Source organism: Uniformispora flossi (genome assembly GCF_049534875.1).
In the GTDB taxonomy this organism is placed as follows: Bacteria; Actinomycetota; Actinomycetes; order Streptomycetales; family Streptomycetaceae; genus Yinghuangia; species Yinghuangia aomiensis.
The window spans coordinates 292,802-306,376 of the sequence record NZ_JBMULZ010000010.1 but is presented as its reverse complement, the minus strand read 5'-3'; the positions used below and the strand labels follow the sequence as shown (position 1 = coordinate 306,376).

Annotated in this window: 11 protein-coding genes; 5 read left to right on the top strand and 6 right to left on the bottom strand. The window is 69.0% G+C overall.

The window, feature by feature from the left end:
* Positions 1-107: 107 nt before the first annotated feature.
* On the bottom strand, positions 108-551 hold the full coding sequence (locus ACPA54_RS23155; protein ID WP_345673327.1) for a DUF3052 domain-containing protein: 444 nt from the start codon (positions 549-551) through the stop codon (positions 108-110).
* Between the two features lie 182 nt (positions 552-733).
* Positions 734-1,000, bottom strand: coding sequence for a DUF1918 domain-containing protein (locus tag ACPA54_RS23150; RefSeq protein ID WP_423532672.1), 267 nt, complete (start codon positions 998-1,000; stop codon positions 734-736).
* A 450-nt stretch (positions 1,001-1,450) separates the two neighbouring features.
* Here ACPA54_RS23150 and aceE point away from each other — a divergent pair, with 450 nt between their 5' ends.
* The 4 genes from aceE (at position 1,451) to ACPA54_RS23130 (ending at position 7,184) form a co-directional block, all read left to right on the top strand.
* Positions 1,451-4,216, top strand: coding sequence for a pyruvate dehydrogenase (acetyl-transferring), homodimeric type (gene aceE, locus ACPA54_RS23145; protein ID WP_423532670.1), 2,766 nt, complete (start codon positions 1,451-1,453; stop codon positions 4,214-4,216).
* A 269-nt stretch (positions 4,217-4,485) separates the two neighbouring features.
* Positions 4,486-5,418, top strand: a complete 933-nt coding sequence (locus ACPA54_RS23140; RefSeq protein ID WP_423532668.1) for an ABC transporter substrate-binding protein — start codon at positions 4,486-4,488, stop codon at positions 5,416-5,418.
* A 30-nt stretch (positions 5,419-5,448) separates the two neighbouring features.
* Entirely contained in the window at positions 5,449-6,411 is a 963-nt protein-coding gene (locus tag ACPA54_RS23135; RefSeq protein ID WP_423532666.1) for an amino acid ABC transporter permease, read from the top strand.
* A complete protein-coding gene (locus ACPA54_RS23130) occupies positions 6,408-7,184 on the top strand; it encodes an amino acid ABC transporter ATP-binding protein (protein WP_423532664.1) in 777 nt (258 codons plus the stop codon). The genes ACPA54_RS23135 and ACPA54_RS23130 overlap by 4 nt, the downstream gene beginning before the upstream one ends.
* Positions 7,185-7,219: 35 nt before the next feature.
* Here the strand turns inward: ACPA54_RS23130 and ACPA54_RS23125 are convergent, their stop codons facing one another.
* The gene (locus tag ACPA54_RS23125; protein ID WP_423532662.1) at positions 7,220-8,335 is read right to left on the bottom strand and encodes a winged helix DNA-binding domain-containing protein; all 1,116 of its coding nucleotides are present in this window, start codon (positions 8,333-8,335) and stop codon (positions 7,220-7,222) included.
* A gap of 130 nt (positions 8,336-8,465) precedes the next feature.
* Between ACPA54_RS23125 and ACPA54_RS23120 the strand changes: the two genes are divergently transcribed.
* Entirely contained in the window at positions 8,466-9,875 is a 1,410-nt protein-coding gene (locus tag ACPA54_RS23120) for a hypothetical protein (RefSeq protein WP_423532660.1), read from the top strand.
* A gap of 25 nt (positions 9,876-9,900) precedes the next feature.
* On the opposite strand, the gene ACPA54_RS23115 is transcribed toward ACPA54_RS23120, so the two are convergent.
* The 3 genes from ACPA54_RS23115 to ACPA54_RS23105 are packed head-to-tail and all read right to left on the bottom strand — an operon-like array spanning position 9,901 to position 13,546.
* Positions 9,901-10,818, bottom strand: coding sequence for a carbohydrate ABC transporter permease (locus ACPA54_RS23115; protein ID WP_423532658.1), 918 nt, complete (start codon positions 10,816-10,818; stop codon positions 9,901-9,903).
* Positions 10,815-12,176, bottom strand: coding sequence for an ABC transporter permease (locus ACPA54_RS23110; RefSeq protein ID WP_423532656.1), 1,362 nt, complete (start codon positions 12,174-12,176; stop codon positions 10,815-10,817). The genes ACPA54_RS23115 and ACPA54_RS23110 overlap by 4 nt, the downstream gene beginning before the upstream one ends.
* Positions 12,177-12,190: 14 nt before the next feature.
* Positions 12,191-13,546: an ABC transporter substrate-binding protein gene (locus ACPA54_RS23105; RefSeq protein WP_423532654.1), complete on the bottom strand. Its 1,356-nt coding sequence runs from the start codon at positions 13,544-13,546 to the stop codon at positions 12,191-12,193.
* Positions 13,547-13,575: the final 29 nt, after the last annotated feature.

Here is a 13,575-nt window from a genome sequence, read left to right as displayed (position 1 = left end):
GACCGGTGCCGGGATTACCCGCCCCGGGCCGGCCGCCGGCTTGCGACGCGCCCGGCGGCGGTTGGGGATCGGATCGGCCGCGGGCCTCGTGGTGTTCCGCGTCGGGACTACCGCTTGCCGCTGCGCGCGGTCTTCGGCGCCACCAGACGGGTCGCCGACCAGTCCTTGGTGGCATTGGCGGATGTGGTGCGGGCCAGGCCCGCCGTCGGGGCCGCTTCACCGATGTCCGCGGGATCGACGTAGCCGTCGCGTCCGGTCTTCGGGGTCAGCAGCCAGATGTGGCCGCCGTCCGTGAGCGTGGTCAGGGCGTCCACGAGGGAATCGACGAGATCGCCGTCCTCATCGCGGAACCAGAGGAGCACGACGTCGGCGACGTCCTCCTCGTAGTCCTCGTCGACAAGCTCGTTTCCGGTGACCTCCGCGATGGCTTCGCGCAGCTCCTCGTCAACGTCGTCGTCGTACCCGAGTTCCTGGACCACCTGTCCGGCCTCGAAGCCAAGCCGGGCAGCCGGATTGGCCTTCTCCTCCGCGTGGTCCGCGGTCGCGCTCACGAAGTGACCTCCCATGTTCGGCCCCGCAGGTTTCCGGAGCTGTGGCCGTAGTCCACACGCGCCGGGCTGTTCGCGCAAGTACCCAGGTCACGCCACCGCCCAAACACCACCCCGACGGGTATCGGGGCGGTGCCGGTCGGGCCGGCCGGGTGCCGGACGCATCTCGGAAAAGTGTCGGGGGGTCACCAGCCGTGCCGCTGGTGCTTGGGCATCGCGTTCGGCGTGGGTGCCGAGCTCGGCAGCGGGCGTCCCAGCGCGTGCCGCGCGGCCGCGGTCTCGACCTCCGCATCCGGTCCGGGGAAGATCAGGCCGGTATGGCCGTCCTCGAAGCGCACCACGTAGGGCGGGCCGCCGTCCGGGCCGCGGACCTCGAGGATCTCGCCTTTCCGGTCCGCTTCGCCGACGTGATTGCCGTGGACGTGCAGCCGGTCGCCGATGGTCGCGTGCATCGGAACTCCTTCCGCCGAGGATGCCTGGTGTGTCCCCCGCCGCGGCATCCGTACACCTCCCAGACAACTACGCCGGTGCTTCGGAAGAAAGAGGCCGGGCGTAATGTTCTAGGCGGTTGACAGGTGTGGATACCCCGCACCCGTCGACCGCTGCGTGTGGCACCCGGCGACAGCCGGGGTCAGGGCAACGCCGCCCCTCGTCGCGGTAGCCGGGAAAGCCGAAGAGGCAGGGATACAAAGGTCCACGAGATCGAAGCGGCAGATATGGGCACGTGTGGGCGCTACCTGCGCATCCACCGGGTTCATTACTGATCGGTAGAGATGACGGATACGGCGTTCGGGTACCACGATGGAGGCGGCGCGACACCGCTCATTGGCGGCCGACGCGCGGGATCGCCGGGACAACTCCGGGCATCCCGGGCCCGGCCGATGATCGCTACATCTACCGATATGCGAAGGAACAGCGTGGCATCCGGACGAGAGCGCTTCTCGATCATCAGTGACGGCCTCCCGAGCCAGCTCCCGGACATCGACCCCGGGGAGACCGGGGAGTGGCTGGAGTCACTGGACTCCGTCATCAACGAGCAGGGGCGGCAGCGCGCCCGCTACATCATGCTCAAGCTGCTCGAACGCGCCCGCGAGCGGCAGGTCGGTGTGCCTGCCCTGCGCAGCACCGACTACATCAACACCATTCCGCCGGAGAGCGAGCCGTGGTTCCCCGGTGACGAGGACATCGAGCGCCGCATCCGCGCGTTCATCCGCTGGAACGCGGCGATCATGGTGTCCCGCGCCAACCGGCCCGGCCTGGGCGTCGGCGGCCACATCGCGACGTACGCGTCGTCCGCCAGCCTGTACGAGGTCGGCTTCAACCACTTCTTCCGCGGCAAGGACCACGGCGAGAGCGGCGACCAGATCTTCTTCCAGGGCCACGCCGCCCCCGGCATCTACGCCCGCGCTTTCCTCGAGGGGCGGCTGACCGAGCAGCACCTGGACGGCTTCCGCCAGGAGCACTCGCAGGCGCCGTACGGCCTGTCGTCGTACCCGCACCCGCGGCTCATGCCCGACTTCTGGGAGTTCCCGACCGTGTCGATGGGCCTCGGCCCGCTCGGCGCGATCTACCAGGCCCGGTTCAACCGGTACCTGCTGCACCGCAACCTCAAGGACACCTCGCGCAGCCACGTGTGGGCGTTCCTCGGCGACGGCGAGATGGACGAGCCGGAGTCGCTGGGCAACATCGGCCTGGCGGCCCGCGAGGAGCTGGACAACCTCACTTTCGTCATCAACTGCAACCTGCAGCGGCTCGACGGCCCGGTGCGCGGCAACGGCAAGATCATCCAGGAGCTGGAGTCGTACTTCCGCGGCGCCGGCTGGAACGTGATCAAGGTCGTGTGGGACCGCTCGTGGGACCCGCTGCTCGCGCAGGACACCGACGGCGTGCTCGTCAACAAGATGAACACCACGCCGGACGGGCAGTTCCAGACGTACGCGGTGGAGTCCGGCGGCTACGCCCGCGAGCACTTCTTCGGCGACGACGCCCGGCTGCGCAAGATGGTCGCGCACATGTCGGACGACGAGCTGCGCAAGCTCGGCCGCGGCGGCCACGACTACCGCAAGGTGTACGCGGCGTTCAAGGCGGCACGTGAGCACACCGGCCAGCCGACGGTGATCCTCGCGCAGACGGTGAAGGGCTGGACCCTCGGTCCGAACTTCGAGAGCCGCAACGCGACGCACCAGATGAAGAAGCTCACCAAGGCCGACCTCAAGATGTTCCGCGACCGGCTTTACCTGCCGATCTCGGACCAGGAGCTGGAAGCCGACCTGCCGCCGTACTTCCACCCGGGCGACAAGTCCGAGGAGATGGAGTACATGCGCGAGCGCCGCGCGGCGCTCGGCGGTTCGCTGCCGCAGCGCGTGCTGCGTGCCAAGCCGGTCAAGCTGCCCGGCGACGAGGTGTACGCGCCGATCAAGAAGGGCGCGCGGCAGCCGATGGCCACCACGATGGCCTTCGTGCGGCTCCTCAAGGACCTCATGCGCGACCCCGAGATCGGCAAGCGCTTCGTGCCGATCGCGCCGGACGAGTACCGCACGTTCGGCATGGACGCGATGTTCCCGACCGCGAAGATCTACAACCCGCACGGTCAGCGGTACGAGGCCGTCGACCGCGAACTCCTGCTCTCCTACAAGGAGTCGGAGAGCGGCCAGATGCTCCACGAGGGCATCTCGGAGGCAGGCTGCACCGCGTCGCTGATCGCCGCCGGGTCGTCGTACTCGACGCACGGCGAGCCGATGATCCCGGTGTACGTCTTCTACTCGATGTTCGGGTTCCAGCGCACCGGCGACCAGTTCTGGCAGATGGCCGACCAGCTGGCGCGCGGCTTCGTGCTCGGCGCCACCGCGGGCCGGACCACGCTGACCGGCGAGGGCCTCCAGCACGCGGACGGGCACTCGCAGCTGCTGGCGTCGACGAACCCGGCAGTCGTGGCCTACGACCCGGCCTACGCGTTCGAGATCGCGCACATCGTCAAGGACGGCCTGCGCCGCATGTACGGCTCGTCGGACGAACACCCGCACGGCGAGGACGTCTTCTACTACCTGACGGTCTACAACGAGCCGATCGACCAGCCGGCCGAGCCGGAGAACGTCGACGTCGACGGCATCCTCAAGGGCCTGTACCTGCTCAAGCCGGGCGAGCCGCGGGACGGCGCGCTCAAGGCGCAGATCCTGGCGTCCGGCGTCGGCCTGCCGTGGGCGCTCGACGCGCAGCGCATGCTGGCCGAGGACTGGAACGTCGTCGCGGACGTCTGGTCGGCGACGTCGTGGAACGAGCTGCGCCGCGAGGCCGTGGCGTGCGAGGAGCACAACCTCCTGCACCCGGAGGAGGAGCCGCGGATCCCGTACGTGCAGCGCGTGCTGGACGGCCGTCCGGGCCCGGTGCTGGCGGTCAGCGACTGGATGCGCGCGGTGCCGGACCAGATCGCCCGCTGGGTGCCGAGCGACTTCAGCTCGCTCGGGACCGACGGCTTCGGCTTCGCGGACACCCGCGGTGCCGCGCGGCGGTTCTTCCACGTGGACGCCGAGTCGGTCGTGGTGGGCGTGCTCAGCGAGTTGGCGCGCCGCGGCGAGGTCGACCCGGGCACGGTGAAGAAGGCCATCGACCGGTACCAGATCCTCGACGTCAAGGCGGCCGGGGTCGGCACGGTGGGCGGGGACGCCTGACCGGTCACGGCGACAGGTGACTGCCTGAGCTGAACGCGAGAGCCCGGAGCGCATGGCGCGCTCCGGGCTCTCTGCCGTTCTCGCGCTGATGTTCATGCACTACGCGCGTCATCCGTTATCTGAATTTGACATGGCGAGCATCCCCCCACCGGTCCACATGATGGGAAACTGCGACTCGATCTCGGCGCGGGTGAACAAGTGTCCGAGTCGATCTTTGTGTACGTCAGTCCCCGATCGGCGCTGTTCCGCTCCCTCATGGAGGACCCCCGATGACTGCACACTCGGCGCGCCGCCGCATATCCGCGGCCGGTGCCGCGCTCGTGGCCGGCGCGCTGCTCCTCACCGCCTGCGGCGACGACGGCGACAGTAAGCCGCCCGTGGACAAGTCCGCACCGCTGTACGCGAAGGTGCCGGAGAAGTACCAGAAGGCCCAGGTCATCAAGGTGGGCTCGGATGTGGCGTACCCGCCCAACGAGTACTACGACAAGGACGGCAAGACGATCATCGGGCTCGACCCGGACATCGGCAACGCCGTCAGCAAGCAGCTCGGCATCAAACTGAAGTTCCAGAACGGCAAGTTCGACGACCTCATCGTGTCGATGCAGTCGAACCGCATCGACATCATCATGTCGTCGATGAGCGACACGAAGAAGCGCCAGGAAGGCACCGACGACACCGGCAAGAAGGCCGGGCCGGGCGTCGACTTCGTGGACTACTTCAACGCGGGCACCTCGATCCTCGTCCAGAAGGGCAACCCGAAGGGGATCAAGACCCTGGACGACCTGTGCGGCCAGACGATCGCCTTGCAGAAGGGCACCACGCAGGAGGACATGGCCAAGGCGCAGCAGGACAAGTGCGCCGCCGCGGGCAAGGGCAAAATCGAGGTCCTGACCTTCGACAAGGACACCGAGGCCCAGCTCCAGGTCCGGCAGGGCCGCGCGGTCGCCGACCTCAACGACTTCCCGGTGGCCATCTACAACGCCGAAACGGCCAACAACGGCAACGACTTCGAGGTCGTCGGGGACCAGATCGAGGCCGGCCCCTACGGCATCGCCCTGCGCAAGGAAGACCAGCAGCTGCGCGACGTCATCAAGGAAGCCGTCGACAACATCATCAAGAGCGGCGAGTACAAGCAGATCCTCGACGCCCGCAAGCTGAGCGCGGGCGCGGTCACCCAGGCCGCGGTCAACGGCGGCTCCTGACCCGCACCGGCCTTCCGAGAGGCGCCACCCGTGTCCCCTGCTCCCGGCTCCGGCCCGGCCGACGGCAAACCGCCGGCCGGGCCTGAACCCGAAAGCCCCAAGGCCCCCGGGCCCGTTCCGATCAAGGCGATCCCCGTCCGGCACTACGGGCGGTGGGCCTCCGCGGTCGTCGTGCTCGTGCTGTTCGGGCTCGTCGTCTATGCCTTCACCAACGCCAAGATCCGGTGGGGTGTCGTCTTCGACTACCTCGACGACAGCCTGATCCTCGAAGGCGTCTGGAACACCATCAAGATCAGCGTCCTGTCGATGCTCCTCGGCGTCGTCCTGGGCGTCGTCGCGGCCGTCATGCGTGTGTCGAAGAACCCGGTCACCAACACCGTCGGCTGGTTCTACATCTGGTTCTTCCGCGGCACGCCGGTCTATGTGCAGCTGATCATCTGGTACAACCTCTCGCTGATCTTCCCGACGTTCAACGTCGGGTTCTACAGCGAGTCGATGAACACCTTCATGACGCCGTTCCTCGCCGCCTTGCTCGGTCTGGGCATCAACGAGGGCGCGTACATGGCGGAGATCGTGCGCGCGGGCATCCAGTCGGTCGACGAGGGCCAGACCGAGGCCTCGCACGCGCTCGGCATGTCGCGGGCGAAGACCATGTGGCGTGTGGTGCTGCCGCAGGCGATGCGCGTCATCATCCCGCCCACCGGCAACGAGTTCATCAACATGCTGAAGACCTCGTCGCTGGTCTCCGTGGTGCAGTACCACGAGCTGTTCTTCAACCAGGGCGTACGCGCGCAGGACAACCTCGCGGTCGCCGAGATGCTCTTCACCGCCTCGATCTGGTACCTGATCCTGACGACGGTGTTCAGCACCGGGCAGTACTACGTCGAGCGGTACTACGCACGCGGCGCACTGCACGACTTGCCGCCCACGCCGTTCCATCGGGTGCGGCAGCTCGTGTTCGGCCTGCGGCGCCCGGAGGTGGCCAGGACATGACCGTCGACACAGGGCAGCCGATGGTGCTCGCCGAAGGCGTCCACAAGTCCTTCGGGCTCAACGAAGTGCTGCGCGGGATCGACCTGCAGGTGCTGCCGCGGGAGGTGTTCTGCCTGATCGGGCCGTCCGGCTCGGGCAAGTCGACGTTCCTCCGCTGCATCAACCACCTGGAGAAGATCAACGCCGGGCGGCTGTGGGTGGACGGCGAGCTGGTCGGCTACCGGCAGAGGGGCGACAAGCTCTACGAACTCAAGGACTCCGAAGTCGCACTGAAGCGGCGGGACATCGGGATGGTGTTCCAGCGGTTCAACCTGTTCCCGCACATGACCGCGCTCGGCAACGTCATGGAAGCGCCCGTCCAGGTGAAGAAGCAGACGAAGGCGGTCGCGCGGGAGCGAGCGCTGCGGCTGCTCGACCGGGTCGGGCTCGCGGACAAGGTGGACTCCTATCCCGCGCAGCTCTCCGGCGGACAGCAGCAGCGCGTCGCCATCGCGCGAGCGCTGGCGATGGAGCCGAAGCTCATGCTGTTCGACGAGCCGACGTCGGCGCTCGACCCCGAGCTGGTCGGCGAAGTGCTCGACGTGATGCGCGGCTTGGCCGAGGACGGCATGACGATGATCGTGGTGACCCACGAGATGGGATTCGCCCGCGAAGTCGGCGACGCGCTGGTCTTCATGGACGGCGGTGTCGTCGTCGAGTCCGGGCATCCGCGCGAGGTGCTGACGAATCCGCAGCACGAGCGGACGCGGGCATTCCTGTCGAAGGTGCTGTGAGTCGACGGGGGTGTTGTCAGCGGATGCGGACCGGGTCAGGCGTAGGCGATCTCGTGCTTGTCCCGGTCCGCGGCCGCGAACGCCAGCAGGCGCCGGCCTTCGGCCTCGACGGCGTCGTGGTGCGGCTTCAGGGCGTCCTTCGGCTCGGGGCCCGAGCTGATGAGCAGCGTCGCGGTGTCCCTCGTGCGTTCGATCCGCCAGGCCGCGCGGTGGAAGCCGTCGACCAGCACGCCGCCCCACAGCATGTTGAGGTTGGCCGTGCCCCACTGCTGCCACTCCTTCGACAGGGCGCGGCTGCGGTCGTCGTGGGACAGCGTCAGGTTGTCGAAGTCGGCGAGGAACCGCACCGGCGCGGGGGTGTCGGCGTCCGGCCGCGGCGCGTCGGGGAGGTCGAACAGTTCGCGCCCGGTCTCGTCGCGGAACACCACGAGTTGCGGGCGCAGCCGGTCGAGCACCGGCTTGAGCCGGGTCAAGCCGGACCACACCTGCACGTCCTTGACGGACGCCGGGCCGAACGCGCCGAGGTAGCGCAGCACCATCGCGTCGACCGACGGCTCGGCTTCGACCGGCCGCCCGAGCCAGTGCTCGGCGGTGGTGTGCGCGACGGCGCCGCTGCGTCCCCACAACCCGCGCGGCGGCACCTGCACGAGCGGGGCGTGCGCCCGCAGCGCCTGCGCGAGGGCGGTCGGCACCGCGTCCGGCCAGCGCTCCCCGAGGTAGGCGCCGACGGCGGCGAACGTCCGCGGTACTTCCTCGATGAACTCCCGGCCGATTCGGACGAGTTCGTCGAGATCCGCGGAGCCGTAGCCTTTGCCGTGCGACCCGCGCGTCATCCGTTCCAGCACCGGCGCGATGATCGGCCGCCACGCCAGGCAGTCGTCCGCGGTGACCGTGTGGATCGTGCCGCGCATCAGCGCGATCCGCACCACCTGCCGCGACGTCATCAACTCCACGAGTTCTTCCGGGTCGAAGTCCTCGATCCGCGTCCACAGCGTGAAGTACGACGACATGGGGTGCTGGGCCTGCAGCCCGGCCAGGTGCCCGACCATCTCCGACGCCGGCATCCGCACCCGCGCCAGCAGGTGCTGCCGCGCCAGGGTGGCGCGGTTCAGTTCACGGAGGCTGAGCGTACGTGGTGCATCGGTCGGCATGCCCCGACTCTAAGGGCTATCCCATAAACGCAATCGAGCCGGTTCGAGGGCCGCCACCGGCATTCTGTCGTCAGGCGGGGCGCAGGACGGTCACGCACGCCCCAGGCGGCAGAAACCGGAGGTCGTGCACGTGCCCGAGAAGGGGCCGAAGCACCATGTCGAGATCATCCTTCCGCAGACCATCGGCGTGGGCGGGGCAAACGAGGTCGTCAGCAGCGGACAAGACGGGGCTGTCGTGCGCGCCGCGACCGTCGCGCCCGCGGGCGATGCGTTCGACCTCCGGGTGCTCAACGAGGACCTGACGCGGTCGGCCCTGGCGACGACGCGCCCCGATCTCTTCCCGCCCGCCCCGGTCCCGCGCACGGGGTCGGTCGTGCACGCCGAACTGACGCCGTTGCCCGTGGCCGTGGATCCGGCGGAATACGAAGGGCAGTTGGAAGCCCTCATCGACAGCCACGCCCAACTCGCCCGGGAAAGCAGCGACGCCGCACGCGAGTTGTACCCGCACCAGCAGAAATCGCTGGAGTACCTCGCGGACCTGACCTACTCGGCCTACGACCGCCTCCCGTTGGCCAACGCCGCCGAGGCCGGCCATTTCGAGGTGGCACGTGCCGACGTCGTGCGCGTTGCGTCGGTCGTACGTTCGCTCATCGGCAGCACCACGATGCGCCGACTCGGTTTGGCACGCGCGCCGCACCTCGCTCGTGACCTGCCGGCCATGACACCAGCGGCGGTGCGTGCAACGTCTACTGGGCCCTGGGTGGTGGCGCACGGCGATCCGACGCTGGGCAACTTGATGACGGACAAAGACCGGCGCTTGGTCCTCAACGACTACGACCTCGCGTTTGTCGCGCCGGCTCCGCACGCTGCCGCGCACACCTGGGCATGTCTGCGCCTGCGAGCCCCGCACGAACCCTCCCCCGCGCGTCGGCGCCAGTTCTTCTCCCAAGTGCCGGGTGCGGATGAGGCCGCGAGGTGGGGCTTGCCGATGCTGTACGAAGAGATCGAGATCCAACGTTCCGCACAATCCGATGTTGCGCGCGCGGCACTCGGCCGGCTGCCGCTGGAAACCGCTTGGCTGAGCCTGCGCCGCGCCAACGGTGCGCGGACCCCCGGATTCGACGAATTCCGGGCCGTCATGGAACCCGTGGCCGAGCACATGCCCAGTTCCGTACCGTACTTGCCTTTTCTCGGACTGGACGCGCAGCCGAAGACACTCGACGGCCGACACTCACCGTCGGTGGGACCCGATCCCGTGACACCGCTCGAAGCACGCCTCGTGTTTCTGCACTCCGTGCTGGAAGCCGCGTCCGGCGAGTCCCAGATCCCTGCAGGGGCGCGCGAGCAGCATGACTCGTTCGTGGCCATGGCCCGCGAACGTCTCGCGGCGGCCGCGCCCGGCGCGGTCCTGCTGTCGGACTTCGTGGCGCACCTGCGCGACGCAGACCAGGTGACCGTCGTGGAAGAGAGCGGCCGCACCCTGTACCGCGGCGCCCCACCTCGACACCACCGCCAGGCGGACCAGCGCAAGGAACCGTGACCGCGACACCCGCCGGAGCGCGGCGTTATTTGACCGCCCCCGCCATCACACCCTGCACGAAGTGCCGCTGGAAGGCGAAGAAGACCGCGAGCGGGACGACGAGCGACAGGAACGCTCCGGGGGCGAGGACCTCGATGTTGGCGCCCATCGCCCGGGTCTGGGATTGCAGGGCGACGGTGAGGGGCTGGGAGTCGGCGTCGGCGTAGATGAGGGCGACGAGCATGTCGTTCCAGACCCACAGGAACTGGAAGATCGCCAGGGAGGCGATGGCCGGGAGGCCGAGCGGGAGGACGACGCGGAAGAAGATGGTGAGGTCGGTGCCGCCGTCCATGCGGGCGGCTTCGAGGAGGTCGCGGGGGATGCCGGCGAAGTAGTTGCGGAGGAGGAAGACCGCGAACGGCAGGCCGAAGGCGACGTGGAAGAGGACGACGCCGGTGATCGTGCCGAAGAGGTGCGTCTCGCCGTAGAGCTTGGAGATCGGGATCAGCGCGACCTGGATCGGCACCACCAAGAGGCCGACGACGACGAGGAACAGCCAGTCGCGGCCGGGGAATTCCAGCCAGGCGAAGGCGTAGGCGGCGAGTGAGCCGATGAGGATCACCAATACGGTGCTGGGCACGGTGATCCAGACCGTGTTGAAGAACGCCTTCATCATGTCGTCGTTCGACAGCAGCTTGTCGTAGTTGTTCCAGGTCAGCTGCCCGGGGTGGGAGAAGACCTTCCACCAGCCGGACGCGCCGGTGTCCTGCGGATCGCGCAGCGACGACACGAGCAGTCCGAACGTGGGCACCAGCCAGAACAGCGCGACGACCACGAGCCCGACCGACACGAGGCCGCCGCCGGTGCGGGCGACGATCCGCGACGCGATCCCGCGTTTGACGGCTCCGCCGCCGGTTTCCGCGGCGGCGGGCTTGGCGACCGCTTCGACTGCCGGGCTCGTCACCGGTTCTCCTTCCGGAAGCGGCGGATGTTGAAGAGCATCGCGGGCAGCACGAGCAGGAACAGCACGATGCCGATGGCGCTGCCGAGGCCCTGGTTGTCGCCGCCGCCGAACGACGCGAGGTACATCTGCAGCGCCAGGACGTTGGCCTCTTTCTGCGACGACCCGAGCGAGATGATGTAGACGAGGTCGAAGACTTTGAGGACGTTGATGATCAGCGTCACCATCACCACGACCAGCACCGGTGCGAGCAGCGGCACCGTCACCCGCCGGAAGACCTGCCATTCGGTCGCGCCGTCGACGCGGGCCGCTTCGAGGGCGTCGCGGGGGATCGCGGCGAGGCCCGCGGCGATGAGCACCATCGCGAAGCCGGCCCACATCCACACGTAGGCGCCGATGATCGCCCCGGTGACGAGGTTCGGCCCGAGCCAGTCGTAGCCGCCGAAGGACTTCGCGAAGTTGCCTTCCGCGAGCCGCAGTTGCACGCCTCCGCCGGCGAGTGCGCGGTCCGGGATATGGAACGAGCCGTCGGCGGCGGTCGTCGCCGAGGCGACGGTGTGCCCGTCGCGCACCGCTTCGACACGGACGCCCGGCAGCCCCTTCTCCCCCGGGTCGACCTTCCCCGGAGTGCCCGCGTTGCCCGGACTGAAGTCCAGCCACACCACACCGGACAGCCCGCCCGCGGCGGCCGCGGGTGCGGCCGCCGGACGTGCGTCGGACGGCATCTTGTCCTGGGGCAGCGCGACCAGCGGCAGCGTCACCGAAGCGCCCGCGGGATAGGCCGCCTTGGTGAGGAACCCGCCGCCTTCCGCGTCGAGTCCCGCGTTCGGCCGCGGCCGCGCCCCGGGGTACGGGGCGCCGCCGGAGAACGCGTCGTGCACGGAGACGATCGCCGCGTTGGCGGCGCCCTTGTCCGGGTCGCGGTCGTAGACCAGCCGGAAGGTGATCCCGGCGGCCAGCATCGACACGGCCATCGGCATGAACACGACCAGCTTGAACGCGGTGGCGAACCGCACCCGTTCGGTGAGCACCGCGAACACCAGTCCGAGCGCGGTGACCACCGCGGGCACCACGAGCACCCAGATCAGGTTGTTCTTGAGCGCGGTGAACGTGTCGTCGTCGGTGAACAGGTCCTTGTAGTTCCCCAGGCCGGCGAAGTCCGACCAGCCGTCCGCGCCGAACAGGCTGCGCACGAACGTCCACACGATCGGATAGGCGACCAGCACGCCCAGCATCACGACCGCGGGCAGCAGGAACAACCACGCGAGCAGCGCCCCGCCGCCGAGGCCGCGCCGCTCGTCCGGCGGTGCGGCCCCGGGGGCGGTGGTGCTCGCCGGGGACGGGATCGTCGCTTCGGCCATGGCGTCCGGTCGCCTCAGCCGCTGCCGAAGGCCTTGGCGGCGTCCGCCTCCAGCTTGGCCTGCGCACCCTGGACGTCCGACGGGTTGCGCAGGAAGTCCTGGAGGTCGCGCCACTCGCCTTCGCCCTTGGTGCCGCCGAACGCGGACGGCGCCTGGTCGGACATGTCGAACCGGAAGCCGTCGCCCGCCGCGATCAGGTTCTGCGCGATCGCCCGCGTGGCGTCGTCGTGGTACGACGCGAAGTCGAGGTTCTTGTTGGGCGACATGTAGCCGCCCTGCTGCGCCCAGAGCTGCGCGGCGTCCGTGGTGGCAAGGAACTTCAGCAGCGCCATCGCCCCGGGGCTGTCCTTCATCGCGACCGCGACGTCGCCGCCGGTGACCACGGGCGGCTTGCCGGTGCCGACCGCGGGGAAGCCGAAGAACTTGGCGTCCTGCCCGATCTTCGCCTTGGTGTCCTTGATGATGTTCGTGCCGACGAAGTCCGCACCCGGCAGCATGCCGGCCTTCGGGGTGTCGCCGAACACCTGCGGCACGGACGCCGGGAACTCGGTCTGCAGCGCGCCGCCGGTCCCGCCCGGGAACCAGTCGCTCTTGCCCCACACCTGCGCGAGGGTCTGCAGCGCCTGCGTCACCGACGGGTCGGTCCACGGGATCTGGTGCTTGGCCAGCTTGTCGTACATGTCGGGGCCGGCCTGGCTGAGGTAGACGTTCTCGAACCAGTCGGTCAGCACCCAGCCGTCCGCGCCGCCGGTGGCGAACGGGGGCGTGCCGGAGTCGGAGACCAGGCCGGCGGTCTTGAGCAAGTCGTCCCACGTCTTGGGCTCGGTCGCGCCGGCGTTCCCGAACACCTTGGCGTTGTACCAGACCAGCGACTTGTTGGCGGCCTTGTAGTAGACGCCGTACAGCTTGCTGTCGTTCGTCGCCAGGGTCTGCCACTGCGTCGAGAAGTTCTGCTGGACGGTCTGCTGCACGTCCGGCGCGAGCGGCTTGATCCAGCCCTTCTGCGCGAACTGCTTGAGTGCGCCGGGCTGCGCGAGGAACGCCACGTCCGGCGGCGCGTTGCCTTCGACGCGCTGGCCGAGGAACGTCGCGGCGCTGTCGCCGGTCGGCACGTACTCGGTCTTGGCGCCGGTGCGCTTCTCGAACTCGGCCAGCACCTTCTTGAACGACGCCTGCTCGTCGCCGGTCCACACGGCGGCCACCTGCACCGTCGTGCCCTTCAGATCCGGCAGTGCCACGCTCGGGCCGCCGCCACTCGGAGCCCCCGCGCTCGGAGTGTCCGACTTGCCGCCGCCGTCGTCGTCGCTGCACGCCCCCAGTCCGAAGGCCAGCAACGATACGGCCGCCAGGGCCCCCACGACTCGTCTCACGCTTGCTCGCCCTCCTGGATCGCCGTCGT